Source organism: Afipia sp. P52-10, from assembly GCF_000516555.1.
Classification (GTDB): domain Bacteria; phylum Pseudomonadota; class Alphaproteobacteria; order Rhizobiales; family Xanthobacteraceae; genus P52-10.
This window is the reverse complement of the sequence record NZ_AZSJ01000007.1, coordinates 1,088,498-1,103,699: the sequence shown is the minus strand read 5'-3', so window position 1 is coordinate 1,103,699 and position 15,202 is coordinate 1,088,498. Positions and strand designations below refer to the sequence as shown.

Sequence of the window (15,202 nt, the reverse complement as noted above, 5' to 3'; positions counted from 1 at the left end):
CGAATTAAAATGGCGGTTACTATCGATAAATCCGATATAAACTTCCGGAAATCCCGGAGACGCAAATGGACACCGAGCTGGCACGCACGTTCCTGACTGTGATCGCGGTCGGCAATTTCGTGAACGCCGCCGAGCGCCTGCACGTCAGTCAATCGACCGTCAGCACCCGGATCCAAACGCTGGAACAGCAGCTCGGTTGCGAACTGTTCGTGCGCAACAAGGCTGGCACGACGCTGACGGCCGCGGGGCGGCAGTTCCAGCGGCATGCTTCGACGCTGGTGAGAACGGTCGAGCAGGCGCGTCACGACATCGGCATTCCGAAAGGTTTCCTGGGGACGCTGGTGGTGGGCGGCCGCATCGGTCTTTGGGAGGAGTTCCTGCTGGAGTGGCTGCCGTTGATGCGAACGCGCAGTCCGGATGTCTCCGTTCGGGCCGAAATCGGCCTTGAGGCCGAGATCATGCAAGGACTGGTCGAGGGGCGCGTCGATATCGGCGTGATGTACACGCCACAGAGCCGTCCGGGGCTGAAGGTGGAACAGCTGTTCGAGGAGAGGCTCGTGTTGGTCTCGACCGATCGCCGGAGCAAGCCGGAGCCGCAACCTGGTTACGTCTACGTCGATTGGGGGCCGGAATTTCAGGCGCGGCACGGCGCGCTGTTTCCGAACTACGAGGGCGCTGCCGTGACGGCGAACATCGGCTGGCTCGGGCTGCAGCATGTGTTGCTGAATGGCGGCTCGGGTTATTTCCCGATGCGAACCATTCAGCGCCATCTGCGCACGAAGATGCTCACGGTCGTTCGCGACGCCCCGGAATTCCTGTTGCCGGCCTACGCGGTCTATCCCGCCGAACATGATGCGCGTCTGTTCGGTCACGCGCTCGACAACATGCGAACGATTGCCGAGACCAAGCGCGGCTAGACAGCGTTGCGGCGTCTCGATCTTCGAGGATCGATGTCTAAGCCGTCTGTTGAATCCGCAGCTTCAGTTCCTCGATCATCGCGTCGCGGATCAGGAATTTTTGGATCTTGCCGGTGACCGTCATCGGGAAGCCATCGACGAAGCGCACATAGCGCGGCACCTTGTAGTGCGCGATCTGCCCCTTGCAGAAGGCGATGATCTCGTCTTCGCTCGACGTTTCGCCCGCGCGCAGCTTGATCTAGGCGCAGATTTCCTCGCCGTATTTGGCATCCGGGACGCCGACGACCTGCACATCCTCCACCTTGGGATGGCGAAACAGGAATTCCTCGACCTCGCGCGGATAGATGTTCTCGCCGCCGCGGATCACCATGTCTTTCAACCGGCCGACGATGTTGCCGTAGCCCTCCGCATCGATCACCGCGAGATCGCCGGTGTGCATCCAGCCCTCGGCATCGACGGCCTCGGTGGTCTTCTCGGGATCGTTCCAATAGCCCAGCATCACCGAATAGCCGCGGGTACAGAGCTCGCCGGCTGTTCCCCGCGGCACGGTGGCTCCAGCCGCATCAATGATCTTCACCTCCAGGTGCGGCTGCACGCGGCCGATGGTCGAGACCCGCCGTTCGACGGAATCCGTGTTGGATGTCTGGAAGCTGACCGGGCTCGTCTCGGTCATGCCATAGGCGATGCCGACTTCGGTCATATGCATGCGGCTGATCACCCGCTTCATCACCTCGATCGGGCAGGGCGAGCCCGCCATGATGCCGGTGCGCAAGGAGGACAGGTCGAAGCGTTCGAATTCGGGATGTTCCAGTTCGGCGATGAACATGGTCGGTACGCCATGCAACGCCGTGCAGCGCTCGGCCTCGACGGTTCGCAGGACCGCGATCGGGTCGAATGCATCGGAGGGATAAACCATGGTCGCGCCATGGACGAGGCAGGCGAGATTGCTCATGACCATGCCGAAGCAATGATAGAGCGGAACGGGCACGCACAGGCGATCGCCTTCGCGCAGGCCCATACCGAGACCGACAAAGTAAGCGTTGTTGAGGATGTTGCGGTGGGAGAGGGTGGCGCCCTTCGGCAAGCCGGTGGTGCCGCTCGTGAACTGGATGTTGATCGCATCGTTGCGGTCGAGCGTCGGGCCGATCGCGGTAAGCTGCGCTCGCTCCCGGGCGGTCGCGAGCGACGGCACCTGATCGAACATCAGCCAGCCGGGGCGCGCCGTGCCGCCGATCTGGATGACATGGCGCAGCATCGGCAGTTTCGCCGCATTCAGCGGCTGGCCGGCCGATGTGGCGATTCCGGGCACGAGGCCTTCGACCATCGCGATGTAATCGCTGGTCTTGAATCGATCCGTACAGATCAGCACCTGCACGCCGACCTTCGCCAGCGTGTATTCGAGCTCTGAGGTGCGATAGGCGGGATTGATGTTGACCTGGATCAGGCCGGCGCGCGCGGTGGCGAATTGCGCGATGGTCCATTCCGCACAGTTCGGCGCCCAGACGCCGACGCGATCGCCGGGGCGGAGCCCCAGCGCCAGCAGTCCTGCGGCGAAATCATCAACCTTGCGGGCGAATTGCGTCCAGGTGAAGCGCAGGCCTTGGTGCGCGGAGACAAGCGCCTCGGCGTCCGGCCATTTGGCGACGGCCATGTCGAGCGCCTCGCCGATGGTATGCTCCAGCAAAGGCGGCTGCTCCTCGCCGATGACGTGGCTGAGCGTCTCCATCCGGGCCTCCCGTTCATGTTCGTTGAACGAAATATACGCCGTCTCGACGAGCGGTAAACGGTCACAATCGGTGGATCATGCGGCGCGCTCACGCGCGTTCCAGAAGCGCTCGAGATTGTCGATCAGGGCCGGCGAGAAATGACAGGCGGCTTGCTCGCGCGCGTACACGGCCATGTAGTTGCGGAACAGGTCCAGCGGCTCCTGCGCGACGCGGAAGGCCTTGCGGTTGCTGCCAATGCCGACGACGCCGGAGGTGGTGAGGGCGTGGACGGTTCCGTCGATCGCGCCGTCCATGTCATCCGGCGCGATGATGCGGTCGCAAATCAAAAGGCCTTCGGGGCTGTCGCAATCGATGCGGCGTCCGGTCATCACGGCCTGGCGGGCGATGCGATCGCCGACGAAGCGCGGCAGCCGCAGATTGGCGGCGCCCGGCACGATGCCTTCCTTGCGGGCGGGCAGTGTCATGTAGGCGTCGCTCGCCGCGATGGTGTAGTCCATCGTCAGCAGATACTGGCAGCCGCCGCCGATGGCGAACTTTTCCACTGCTGCAATCCAAGGCTTCTCGATGGTCTCGCCATGCACGTCGTCCGGAATGGCCTCGGGTCTGGCGATACCGCGATAGAATTTATTCACGAAGCCAAGATCGCGAATGAGATACCAGAGGTAGGAAATCCGGCCCCGATAGAGGTGAGTGAGGTTGATGCCGGTCGAGAACACCCGCTGTCCTGCGTATTTGCCGTGCTCGATGACGCCGCCGCGGAGCACGCAGACCGACGTTGCCGGATCGAGCAAAGCGAGATCGACGGCGGTTTCGACGGCGGCCACCGTGCCGTCGTCCTCGGCGTTCAGGTAGCGGCTGTTGTTCATCGTCACGAACGAAGCCTTGCCTCGGCGCTCCACCATCGCGGCACCGAGATCGATGTGGCCATGCCGCTTGAGAAGGTCGAGCTGGTCGAGCGCTTCCCGCCGCGGCAACAGCATCGCGTGACAGAGATGCCGGCCGCAATCGGTGTCGGCGAGCACATGATGGAAGAACAGGCCCTGGTCGATCTCGTGGCCATCCTTGCCGGCCTGGGGCAACGCCGCCTCGCGCGCGATGTAATCGGGGCTCGGGCAGAGACCTGGGACTTTCGCGGCAGCGAGTGTCGCCAGTTCCTCGACCCGGCGGAAGGTTTGCAGATCGTCAGTGAGGTCGCGATACAGCTTTGCCGCATGGGCGCGCAGGAAGTCTTGCCGCGTGCTGCGGGCCTGCCGGAGCAGCGCGTCGGCGGCGTCTTTGTCGGACGCATCACGTTGAAGGCGGGGCGGAGCAGTGTCGAGGCACGCCAGGCCTTCGAGCCAGAAGCGGGAAAAGCGGACGCTGTCCGCTGCATAGTCGCCCGTCGGTGCAGGTGTGACGGATACCCAGCGGTTCATGAGGCCCTCCCGACGATGCATTTGTGCCTATGGAGCCATTCTCCATCGCGTTTTAGCCAGCCTGCCAGCACGCGGCGGAATTCTCATCAACGAATAGGAGGGCGGCGGCATCTCGCCGCGATGTCTTCCACTCCGGACGGGTTGTCCGAGGGACGGGCAATTGATAGTACGCCACCGTTTATCCGTTGACGGATATATTGGATGCGGATATTAGTCGCCCATGTCCGCGAAGACTCGGTCAAATCCCCTGGCGCTGGCCGTGCTGGCGTTGATCTTTGAACGTCCGATGCATCCGTACGAGATGGCAGCGACGCTCAAGCATCGACACAAGCACGAGAGCATCAAGCTGCGGTACGGGACGCTCTATACAGTGATCGAGCTGCTGACGTCCCGTGGCTTGATCCGGCCCAAGGAGACCTCTCGCGACGGCAAGCGGCCGGAGCGGACCGTGTACGCGCTGACGCCGGCGGGGCGTGATCTGCTACGGAGCTGGATGCGTGACTTGATTGCGCAGCCGGCGAAGGAGTTCGTCCAGTTCGAGGCGGCCTTGTCGCTGCTGCCGGTGCTGCCGCCGGACGAAGCCGTCGCCATGCTGCGCGAGCGCGTGCAGCGGCTGTCGGAGAATCTGACCCAGATGCAGGCGCTGGCCGGCCAGCTGTCGGATATGACGTTAGGTGAGCTTGCTGAACCTAATCAGGATCTTCCGGCGCCGCTATTAGGACAGAAATTTCCTGCAATCTTCATGGTCGAGAGCGAGTATCGTTCGGCCCTGCTGAAGGCCGAGATCGATTTCGTCAACGATCTGGTCCGCCGTATCACCGAGGAGGGCTGGGGGCCAGTCGAGGTGTGGCGGGGTATGCAGGCGCACTGCGAGCAAGGCTATCAACGTGAGAATGAGAGCGCCGTGCGGGACGACGCAGATGGCTGAGGTTGGGGCAAGGTTACGATGAGTGAGGAAAAGGCCAAACTGTTGCGCTCGCTGACCATCGATCGCAGCGCGCCTGAAGCGCCGCCGCCGTCCGGCCGCCGCTGGATGCCGATCGCGGCGGCTGTCGTCGTCTGCTGCGCCGTGCTGGCGTTCGCGGCTTATGCGTTGACGGGGTTCGGCTCCTCAGAGCCGACGAAACAGGTTGCGCAGTCCGACGCGCCGACACAAGCGCCGGCGCAATCTCAGCTCCAAACGCCGTCGCAGCCGGTGACACCGAGCGAGGCAGGCAATCTGTCTGCCTCGGGCTATGTCGTCGCCCGTCGCAAGGCGACGGTGGCGGCCGAAATCACCGGCAAAGTGGTCGGCGTTTACATCGACGAGGGCATGAGCGTCACCGAAGGGCAGGTGGTCGCGCGTCTCGACAGCGTGCTGGCCGAAAAGGACTATCAGCTCGCGCAATCGCGCGTCGAAGCGGCTGACGCGGCCATCAGCGCGATCAATGCCGATCTGCAGGACGCGACGCGAATCCTGTCGCGCGTCGAAGCGCTGCAGCAGAAGAACGTCGCGACCGAAGCCGACTTCACCAAGGCGCAGGCACGCGTCGGCGTCCTGACGGCGCAACTGCGTCAGGCGCGTTCGCAACTCGAAACCGCCAAGATCGATGCCGCCCGCAGCAAATCGGTGCTCGATAAACATCAGATCCGGGCGCCGTTCGCCGGCGTGATCGTCGATCGTAGCGCGCAGCCCGGCGAGATGATCTCGCCGATGTCGGTCGGCGGCTTCACCCGAACCGGCATCTGCACCGTCGTCGACATGGATTCGATCGAGATCGAAGTCGATGTGAACGAGGCTTTCATCGGCCGCGTGGTGCCAGGCGGTGCGGTCAACGCCGTGCTCGATGCTTATCCAGGCTGGACGATTCCCGCTTCGGTGATCGCGATCGTGCCGACGGCCAACCGCGAGAAGGCGACGGTGAAAGTCCGCATTCGCTTCGAGCAGAAGGACCCGCGTATTCTTCCCGACATGGCTGTGAAGGTGACGTTCCTGCGCGCTGCGGCGGGCACGGCGGCGACCACCGAAACGACCGCGGCCAACTAGCTCCAATCGACCCGAGGAGAGACTAAAGTGACACCGGAAACTCCGATGGTTCGCCTTGCCGGCGTGAGCAAGCGCTTCACCAAAGGCAAGGAGACGATCTCGATCTTCGATCATCTCGACTTCACGATCCCGCGCGGCGATTTCGTCGCCGTGATGGGTCCATCGGGCTCGGGAAAGACCACGCTGCTGAACTTGCTCGGTGGCATCGATCATGTCGATGAAGGCGAGATCACCATCGCCGACGAGCGGATCGACGGGTTGTCCGAAGGCCAGCTTGCGGCATGGCGCGCGAGGAACGTCGGGTTCATCTTCCAGTTCTATAACCTGATGCCGATGCTGACGGCGGCGCAGAATGTCGAGCTGCCGCTGCTGCTGACCAAACTCGGCGGCAAGGACCGCGCCGCGCGCGTCAATACCGCGCTGTCGGTGGTCGGTCTTGCCGATCGCGTCAAGCACCGTCCGCGCGAGATGTCCGGCGGTCAGCAGCAGCGCGTCGCCATCGCTCGCGCCATTGTCTCCGATCCGAACCTGCTGCTCTGCGACGAGCCGACCGGCGACCTCGATCGCACCTCCGCTGACGAAATCCTGTCGATCCTGCAATTGCTCAACAAGGAACTCGGCAAGACCATCGTCATGGTGACGCACGACCCGGCCGCCGCGCAATACGCGCAGCGGACGCTGCACCTCGACAAGGGCCGTTTCGTCGAACGGGAGCTGGCCGCGTGAACGACTTCGACCTGGTGCGGAAGAATCTCTTCCGCCGCAAGCTGCGCGCGATCCTGATGATCGTCTCGATCCTGGTCGCGTTCCTGATCTTCGGCGTGCTGGCCGGATTCTATCGCGCGTTCAATGCGGGCGAGGATCGCGCTGCCGCCGATCGGCTGATCACCGTCAACAAGATCAATTTCACCCAGCCGCTGCCGATTGCCTATTTCAATCGGGTGCGGGCGGTGGAGGGAGTGCGGCAGGTTACCTTCGCCAACTGGTTCGGCGGGTATTATCAGGAGCCGAAGAACTTCATCATCGCGCTGGCGATCGAGCCGGCGACGTATTTCGATGTCTACCGCAACGAATTCGATATTGCGCCGGATGCCTTGCAGGCATTCATCCGTGACCGCAGCAGCGCCGTGGTCGGTGAGGCGCTCGCGCGCAAATGGGGATGGAAGGTCGGCGATCGCATTCCGCTGAAGAGCAACATCTTCTCCCAGCGGAGCGGCGGACAGACCTGGGACTTCACCATTGCCGGCATCGTCAAGGGCAAGGCCGAGCACGTCGATACCAACTTCCTGTTGTTCCAATACAATTACTTCGACGAAACCCGATCGTTCGGCAAGGACACGATCGGCTGGATGATCCTGCAGACCACGGCGCCTGAGAACAATGATCGCGTCGCCAAGGCGATCGATGCGATGTTTGCCAACTCCAGCGCGGAGACATCGACCGACACCGAGAAGGCGTTCGGCAAGGCGTTCGCCGCGCAGTTCGGCAACATCGCGCTGATCGTGACGTTGGTGGTGGGGGCCGCGTTCGTCACCATTCTGATGATCGTCGGCAACACCATGGCGCTGTCGATTCGCGAACGGACTCGCGAGATCGGCGTCTTGAAGACGCTCGGCTTCTCCGGTCCGCGCATCCTGCGCATGGTGCTCGGCGAATCCATCCTGCTGGCCTTGCTCGGCGGTATACCAGGGCTCGTGCTTGCCTGGCTAGCGACCATGGCCCTGCGCACCAGCCTTCAGAATGTCGCGCCTGCGTTCTCGGTGTCTTGGGACATCGTCCTGCAAGGGCTTGGCCTGATGATCGCGCTCGGCCTGATCACCGGCATGATTCCCGCCATCAACGCCATGCGGCTGCAGATCGCCGCCGCGCTCGGAAGAGGTTAAGTCATGGGCTCGCTTTGGCGTCAGGTGGCGGCGGTCACCTCCATCAACCTCAGGAGCATCCCGCAGCGGCGCTGGTTGTCATTGTCGACGGTGATCGCGATTGCGCTCGTGGTCGTGGTGCTGCTCGCGTTCCTGGCGATGGCCAATGGTTTCCAGCGCACTATCGCCGGCTCCGGTGCCGACGATATCGCCATCATCCTGCGCGCGGGTTCGCAAGCCGAGATCAACAGCACGGTAACCCGCGATCAGATGCGTCTGATCGAGGATGGACCGGGCATCGCCCGTGGCACCGACGGCAAGCCATTGATCTCGTCGGAGCTTTATCTCGTGGTCGATGGGATCAAGCGTTCCACCAAGACCAAGGCCAATCTCCCGTTGCGCGGTATCGGCGAGCAGGGCGCAGCGTTGCGCAAGGGCGTGACCATGGCGCAGGGCCGCATGTTCCACAGCGGCAGCAACGAGATCGTGGTCGGCAAGTCGTTGCAGCGGGAGTTCGAAGGCTTCGAACTCGGCGACACGGTGTCGTTCGGGACGACGCGGTGGACCGTGGTCGGTGTGTTCGACGCGGGCGGCAGCGTGTTCGAATCGGAGATCTGGGCGGACCTGCCGGTGGTGCAGAGCCTGTTCAATCGCAACAACATCTTTCAGACCGTGCGCGCGCGGCTGACGAGCCCTGCGGCGCTGAACGAACTCAAGAGTTACAGTGACAACGATCCGCGGCTGAAGTTGGACGTCAAGTCGGAAGCGGCCTACTTCGCCGAACAGGCATCGCAAACCTCCGACCTGATTCAGAAGCTCGGCTGGCCGCTGGCGATCGCGATGGCCTTCGGTGCGCTCGCCGGTGCGCTAAACACGATGTATTCGTCGGTCGCGGCGCGTGCGACGGAGATCGCGACTTTGCGGGCGATCGGCTTCGGCGGATTTCCGGCGTTTGTCGGGACGCTTGCGGAGTCGCTGCTGCTGGCTGCGGTCGGTGGTCTCTTGGGTGCGGCTGCGACCTACCTGATCTTCGATGGCGTCACCGCTTCGACCCTCGGTGGCAATTTCACGCAGGTCGTGTTCGACTTCAAGCTCAGCCCGGCGCTGATGGTTCAGGGTGTTGCGCTAGCGCTGATCGTCGGGCTGATCGGCGGCCTGTTTCCGGCGCTGCGCGCCGCCCGACTGCCGATCATCAGCGGTCTGTACGCAAGCTAGCGAACGATGAGGAGCAATCCGGTCCAGCGCCGCTGGATCGGATTTCCCTGTGCATGCTTGGGATGGTGGACCAGGGCGCGGGCGGGATCGATGCCGAACCGGCTCCGGCCATCGGCAGCGTGTCTAGTCGGCCTTTACGGCAGTCTGACGGATATCCTTCGCGGTGTCGTAATCGGCTGCGAACCGCAGCTCGCGGATCGGCCGCACCCGGCGGATCGATTCATGATAGAGTTCGTGTGCCTTGAAGGCAGCGAGCGCCGCTTCGTCGTCGAATTCCCCATAGACCACCGCGTCGATATCGTTGCCGAGCTGGTCCGTCTTCTTGTTGCGGGCAACCTCCAGCTTACGAGCGTGTGGGATGCCGGTCAGGATCGACAGGCCGTCGATCACTTGATTGATCTCGGCTTTGTCCTTGGCGCTGAAGAAGACGATGTGGCGAATCATGGCCGGCCGCTACTCACGTTGCGAAAGCGCGGCATGACTATCGTGCGCTCCGGTGCGAGGCAACGCTTATCTCGAAGGCGTAATCAAACCGCGCCTGCATCGCGGCGTCTGCCGGCTGCCAACATGCGGTCGCAAAACGAGTTCGGCTGCCGTTCGCCAGTTGGCTTGAGGATGGGCGGCCGGGGAATCTGATCATCCGGTGTTCCGCGCCAGCGTTTTGGACGGCCGCGATGATGGTTGGATGAAGATGATCTGATGAGGTGCAGCCTCGAAGAAGGCGACCGGTTTGGCCGAAATCGGCCTTATATCGATACCGACGGCGCATTGCATCCGCGCTACACCTGAGTCGCAGGACGGAGCGGAGTACCGAATTTGTGGAATAAGTCGCGTCATTCGCAAATGCTGCGGAACTGCTTAAGGAGGCAATAACTCCATCGACGGCTAATCTTCAATGTTTACGCATCTTAGCGTCGGATGCGTCTAACGTTGACGATCGACACTCGCATTGTGGCTTCCGTCCATGTTGAAGGTCTACAATTGCATCGCGACGGCACATGATCTGCGGCTGGTGCTCCTGGCTGCGATCATCTGCGCGGTCGCCTCGTTTGCCGCCATCACGCTGCTGCGTCATGCGCGCAAATCGCGCGGCCGGATGCGCTGGCTCTGGCTGGTGGTTTCCGCGCTGTCGACCGGGTTCGGCATCTGGGCCACCCATTTCGTCGCGATGCTGGCTTACGAGCCGAACATCCCGAGCGGCTTCAATCCTGTTCTGACCAGCCTGTCGCTGGTCGCGGCGATACTGCTCACCTGCCTGGGATTCGCCGTTGCGCTGATCGCGGACTGGCGCTACGGGCCGGCGCTCGGTGGCGCGGTGGTCGCGATCGCCATTGCCGCGATGCATTACACGGGAATGGCGGCATTCGATGTCCAGGGCATGATCCTGTGGGACCAGCCGCTTGTCGTCGCCTCGATCGTGGTTGGCATTGCGTTCGGCGCGGCGGCGCTCGTGGTTGGGCTGCATGGTGAGGCGGAGCGTTGGAAGATCAGCGGCGCCCTTCTGCTCACGCTGGCCATCTGCAGCCATCACTTCACTGCGATGGGGGCGGTCTCGATCCTCCCCGACACGACAGTCCCGATCTCCGAGCTGATGCTGCCGGCAGGCTGGCTTGCCGCCGCGCTTGCGTTCGCGAGCCTCTTCATCATCGCGATCGCCTTGGCCGGAATCGTGCTCGATCGCCGTCGGCATCGTGCCGAGCATGAGATCGGCCTGATGCGCGATCTTGCCAACGCGGCTGTCGAGGGACTTCTGGTTTGCGACGGCGACGAGGTGGTTTCGGCCAACACGAGCTTCACGCTGTTGACCGGCCGGACGCAGTCGGAGCTCCTCGGTGTCCGGCTCGAGAGCTGTTTGCCGGAACCTGCTTGCGGGCAAATCCTCTCCGGCGGCGATCAGTCGATCGAAACGGTCGTCCATCATGTCGATGGATCGGAAACCCCGGTTGAACTGATACCGCGGCCGATCGAGTTCGGTGGGCGGCCGCATCGGGTGATTGCCGTCCGCGACCTGCGTGCACGCAAGGAGGCCGAGCGGCATATTCGTTTCTTGGCCCTGCACGACGGACTGACGTCCTTGCCGAACCGCGCCCATTTCAATCTGCGGCTGGATCAGGACATCGCTACAGTGTGTGCGGGCGAGACTCTTGCCGTGCTGTGCCTCGATCTGGATGGCTTCAAGGAGGTCAACGACCTGTTCGGCCACGCGGCGGGTGACAAGGTCCTTCAGACGGTCGCCGACCGGGTGTCCGCTGTCTTGAAGGGGCGCCAAATCATGGCGCGCCTTGGCGGCGACGAGTTCGCAGTTCTGGCGCCAGGGCTGAAGAACGAACAGGCCGCGGTCGATCTCGCCAAAGCCATCCTGCAGGCTCTGCTCGCGGCTTGTGACGCCAACGAAGCCGCAGGCGTGTCCACCAGCATCGGCATCGCCCTCTATCCACAGCACGGGCAGGACCGGGAAACGCTGCTGACCTACGCGGATATCGCGCTCTATCGCGCCAAGGCGAATGGTCGAAACACCTTCCATCTGTTCGAGTCGAACATGCAGGTCGAACTGCGTGAGCGTCAGATGCTCGATTTCGATCTCCGCCAGGCCCTTGCGCGGAATGAATTGCACCTGGCCTATCAACCGCAGTTCGACATCAGGAACGGCACGTTCAGCGGCTTCGAAGTGCTGCTGCGGTGGAAGCACCCGACCCGCGGAGACATTTCCCCGACGGTTTTCATTCCCATCGCTGAGGAAAGCGGGACCATCCTGGAAATCGGCGATTGGGTTCTGCGCACGGCGTGTCGCGCGGCTGCGGCCTGGCCGCAGGCATTGACGATCGCCGTCAACGTCTCGGCCGTGCAACTCTATAATCCGAACTTCGCGCATGAACTGCACAATATCCTGTTGCAGACAGGCCTGCGGCCGCAGCAATTGGAACTGGAAATCACCGAGACCGCACTCATTCGAGATCTCAACCGGGCGCTGACGACACTGCGGCTCCTGAAGGCGCTCGGCATCCGCATCGCCATGGATGACTTCGGGACGGGATATTCCTCGCTATCCAACCTGCGGACGTTCCCCTTCGATAAGATCAAGATCGACCGCTCCTTCATCAGCGCGGTGGACACCAATGAGCAGGCGGCAGCCATCGTGCGTGCGGTTCTCAACCTTGGACGCGGGCTCGGGCTCGTGGTTTCGGCCGAAGGCGTCGAAACCGCCGCTGAACTTCAGTTCCTGAAAGAAGAGTCCTGCGACGAAGCGCAGGGCTATCTGATCGCGCGACCGGCTCCGATCGAGAGCTTCCACGCCCTGACGCATGAGGAGGTGCTGCTCAAGGCGAAAGAGGCGAGCGATACCTGGCAGATCAAAGTCGCGTAACCCGCGCCTGAGGAAATCTTCGCGCCCGTCGTCCGGGACAATGCCATCTATCACCGCGCACCTGCCGGCGTGTCACCCGGAGTTCCTCGCTTGACTCATGGCCAGCGCGTCGGGCCTCATGGCATTGACAGCCATGTCCGAGAGCCGGGCACAGGGACGTGAGGGAGGAGCGATATGCGCGCTTACGCGGTGAAGATGTTTTGCCAGCCGGTCGAGCAGATCGAATTGAGCGATCCGCAACCTCGCGGGACCGAGGTGGTGGTCGAGGTCACGCGATGCGGGGTCTGTCATAGCGATTTGCACATTCAGGACGGCTACTATGACCTCGGCGGCGGCAAGACGCTGAGTCTGGCCGATCGCGGCGTTTCGACGCCGGTGGTGATGGGCCATGAGGTTCTGGGACGGCTGATCGCCAAGGGCCCCGATGCGCCGATTGCCGACAGCGAGATCGGCAAGACCTTCCTGGTTTATCCGTGGCTTGGCTGTGGAACGTGCGACATCTGCCTGCGCGACGAGGAGAACTATTGCCCGAAGCCGTCGTCGCTCGGAGTTTACCGTGCGGGAGGTTATGCCGAGAAATGCCTCGTGCCGCATCCCAAGCATTTGATCGACGTGTCCGGAATCGATCCGACACTGGCTGCGACCTACGCCTGCTCCGGCATCACCGCCTACAGCGCCTTGCGTAAGGTCGACATCGACAAGGACAAGGATATGCTGCTGATCATGGGGCTCGGCGGCGTCGGACTGAGCGGACTACAGATCGCGAACGCTCTGGGTTACCGCAACATCGCCGTCGCCGACATCGATCCCGGCAAGCGCGAGTTGGCGATGGCCAATGGTGCGAAACTCACCGTCGACCCGCGCGATGCAGCAGCGGTTGCGACGCTGCAGGCACAACCCGGCGGCGTTGGCGCCGCGGTTGATTTCGTCGGCGCGAAGGCGACGGCGGAGTTTGCGACCGGCGTCTTGCGCAAGGGAGGCACCTACGTCGTCGTCGGCCTGTTTGGCGGCGACATCACCTTGTCGATTCCGCTCGTGGTCCTGCGCGCGATCACCGTTCGCGGCTCCTATGTCGGCAATCTCAAGGAGCTGAAAGACCTGATCGCGCTGGTCAAGGCCGGAAAGGTGAAGCCGATGCCGGTGGAGACGGTCTCGTTCAATGGCGTCAATGATGCGCTGGATCGGTTGCGCGCAGGACAGGTGAAGGGCCGTCTCGTGATCGCTCGCTGAGTGGGCAGAGTACCAACGAACGCGTGTGTGTTCCGGCGTTGCTGGTTGCGATTGTGATTTGCTTCTAGTGGAAAAGCGAGTCCGCTTCCGTTTGCGACATTGTCACACGCCTGTTTTGTGGGCAGCATTTTTCGCGATCCTGTCAAACTTACGCCGCACGGATCGGTGAGCCTGACAGGCATCGCAGCTCAGAACGCAAACGCATTTGTTGGGAAACCTGCAATGAACGGTATCTTCTCCCCAGTCGCTCTGATGGTCTTGGCCGCGGCCTTGCTGCTCGGGGGCCTTGTTGCGCCCTTGTTTGCTTTCTTGTTCGCCGCCTTTGTCGCTGGCGCAGTGCATGCTTTTATCGAGGACCGGCGGATGCCGGTCCCTGTCATGGCGAAGCGCCGGGCTTTCTGATCGCGCAGCCTTTCATCTTTTCGGCACGGACACTCTGTTTCGCCGGACCACGTTCGTCGTGGCGTTTGCCTTGGAAGCGGGAGACAGCCGTTGGTCCTGGTCGGATGCCGGGTCGATCGTGTGAATGGGCCCGGTTGCGTTCGCCGCTCGCCATTACGCCAGGGAACGGCTGCGCTTGAAAATCGGCGCACATGCAACGTGCGCACTATCATCTGCAATCGTGATGTCTGGTGGTGCCGGCTGAGGGGATTGAACCCCCGACCTTCGGTTTACAAAACCGCTGCTCTACCGCTGAGCTAAGCCGGCGACGGGGCAAGAGCTACCAGCGCCGCCCGGCTACGACAAGGTCGTCATTCATGAAATTCCGCCCGGATGGACCGTGTCAGCGGGTGTTTGCCGGTGTTTTGGCCGTTCCCGCAGGGCGGCGGCTCGCACGGTTGTTCCATACCCGTGTTGTTAACGATTCTCCGTATGCGCGCCGGCACAGTTGAATGATCCCAATGCTTACGCGTTAGGCTTACCGGCACATTCCGGCGCAGCCTTAACCCTTGTCCGTGCCTATTGAATTACAGTTGCCTCAAGTTCTGGGCATACCGATGCGGACAACGATTGCAGGATTGATCTTGATGGTGACGGCGGTGACGGCGATGGCCGACACCGGGCCGGTGGTCGTGATTCCTTCGCGTCCTGGCGTGCCGATCGTCATCAATGGGATGGATGCCTCGTTCGCAGTGGTGGAGGGCGATTGGGGGCTCGGCAAGGACGTTCGCATCCAGCCGACGGTCTATTATGGCTGGCCGGTTTTCGCGCCGCCGCCCACCGGGCATTACTATCCACGCACTGGTCGGCGCCCGGGTTATGGGCGCTACGAGATCAACACGCCGCCCCGCCGGTTGCCGCAGGCCGAGCGCTTCGAGCGATCCTGGGGGACGGAATCGCCGCGTGGTTTCGAGCCGATCCCGACAGAGCCTCCGCCGATCATCTACGCGCCGGACTTCCGCGACCGCTACCGGCGTTCGCGCTGAAGAGGGATGCGATCAGACC

At 62.7% G+C, this 15,202-nt stretch carries 12 protein-coding genes, 1 tRNA gene and 1 pseudogene; 10 read left to right on the top strand and 4 right to left on the bottom strand.

Features of this window, described 5'->3' with window-relative positions:
* The first annotated feature begins 65 nt into the window (after positions 1–65).
* Positions 66–917: a LysR family transcriptional regulator gene (locus X566_RS22490; protein WP_034471775.1), complete on the top strand. Its 852-nt coding sequence runs from the start codon at positions 66–68 to the stop codon at positions 915–917.
* Between the two features lie 37 nt (positions 918–954).
* On the opposite strand, the pseudogene X566_RS22485 reads toward X566_RS22490, so the two are convergent.
* Positions 955–2,643 (bottom strand): annotated as a pseudogene (locus X566_RS22485) (AMP-binding protein).
* Between the two features lie 75 nt (positions 2,644–2,718).
* Positions 2,719–4,059, bottom strand: a complete 1,341-nt coding sequence (locus X566_RS22480) for an enoyl-CoA hydratase/isomerase family protein (protein WP_081740503.1) — start codon at positions 4,057–4,059, stop codon at positions 2,719–2,721.
* Positions 4,060–4,279: 220 nt separating this feature from the next.
* Here X566_RS22480 and X566_RS22475 point away from each other — a divergent pair, with 220 nt between their 5' ends.
* Genes X566_RS22475 through X566_RS22455 form a run of 5 tightly spaced genes read left to right on the top strand, consistent with a single transcriptional unit; the run spans position 4,280 to position 9,162 of the window.
* Positions 4,280–4,987 (top strand): PadR family transcriptional regulator, encoded by a 708-nt coding sequence (locus X566_RS22475; protein WP_051444428.1) that lies wholly within the window; start codon positions 4,280–4,282, stop codon positions 4,985–4,987.
* 18 nt (positions 4,988–5,005) lie between these two features.
* Positions 5,006–6,085: an efflux RND transporter periplasmic adaptor subunit gene (locus X566_RS22470; RefSeq protein WP_051444427.1), complete on the top strand. Its 1,080-nt coding sequence runs from the start codon at positions 5,006–5,008 to the stop codon at positions 6,083–6,085.
* A gap of 45 nt (positions 6,086–6,130) precedes the next feature.
* Positions 6,131–6,811, top strand: coding sequence for an ABC transporter ATP-binding protein (locus X566_RS22465; protein ID WP_034471772.1), 681 nt, complete (start codon positions 6,131–6,133; stop codon positions 6,809–6,811).
* Positions 6,808–7,968 carry an ABC transporter permease gene (locus X566_RS22460; RefSeq protein WP_034471770.1) on the top strand — a complete coding sequence of 387 codons (1,161 nt, stop codon included), beginning with the start codon at positions 6,808–6,810 and terminating at the stop codon, positions 7,966–7,968. Before X566_RS22465 ends, X566_RS22460 begins: the two co-directional genes overlap by 4 nt.
* A 3-nt stretch (positions 7,969–7,971) precedes the next feature.
* Positions 7,972–9,162 carry an ABC transporter permease gene (locus X566_RS22455; RefSeq protein ID WP_034471768.1) on the top strand — a complete coding sequence of 397 codons (1,191 nt, stop codon included), beginning with the start codon at positions 7,972–7,974 and terminating at the stop codon, positions 9,160–9,162.
* A gap of 123 nt (positions 9,163–9,285) precedes the next feature.
* Here X566_RS22455 and X566_RS22450 read toward each other — a convergent pair whose 3' ends face one another.
* The gene (locus tag X566_RS22450) at positions 9,286–9,606 is read right to left on the bottom strand and encodes a Dabb family protein (protein WP_034471766.1); all 321 of its coding nucleotides are present in this window, start codon (positions 9,604–9,606) and stop codon (positions 9,286–9,288) included.
* A gap of 520 nt (positions 9,607–10,126) precedes the next feature.
* Here X566_RS22450 and X566_RS22445 point away from each other — a divergent pair.
* From X566_RS22445 to X566_RS22435, 3 genes are all read left to right on the top strand, one after another.
* Entirely contained in the window at positions 10,127–12,526 is a 2,400-nt protein-coding gene (locus tag X566_RS22445) for an EAL domain-containing protein (protein WP_034471763.1), read from the top strand.
* A 174-nt stretch (positions 12,527–12,700) separates the two neighbouring features.
* Positions 12,701–13,756, top strand: a complete 1,056-nt coding sequence (locus X566_RS22440) for an alcohol dehydrogenase (protein WP_034471760.1) — start codon at positions 12,701–12,703, stop codon at positions 13,754–13,756.
* A 222-nt stretch (positions 13,757–13,978) separates the two neighbouring features.
* On the top strand, positions 13,979–14,158 hold the full coding sequence (locus tag X566_RS22435) for a hypothetical protein (protein WP_034471757.1): 180 nt from the start codon (positions 13,979–13,981) through the stop codon (positions 14,156–14,158).
* Positions 14,159–14,389: 231 nt separating this feature from the next.
* Here X566_RS22435 and X566_RS22430 read toward each other — a convergent pair.
* Positions 14,390–14,464: transfer RNA gene (locus X566_RS22430), tRNA-Thr, on the bottom strand.
* 320 nt (positions 14,465–14,784) lie between these two features.
* On the opposite strand from X566_RS22430, the gene X566_RS22425 reads away from it, so the two are divergent.
* Positions 14,785–15,183, top strand: a complete 399-nt coding sequence (locus X566_RS22425; protein WP_244434853.1) for a hypothetical protein — start codon at positions 14,785–14,787, stop codon at positions 15,181–15,183.
* Positions 15,184–15,202: the final 19 nt, after the last annotated feature.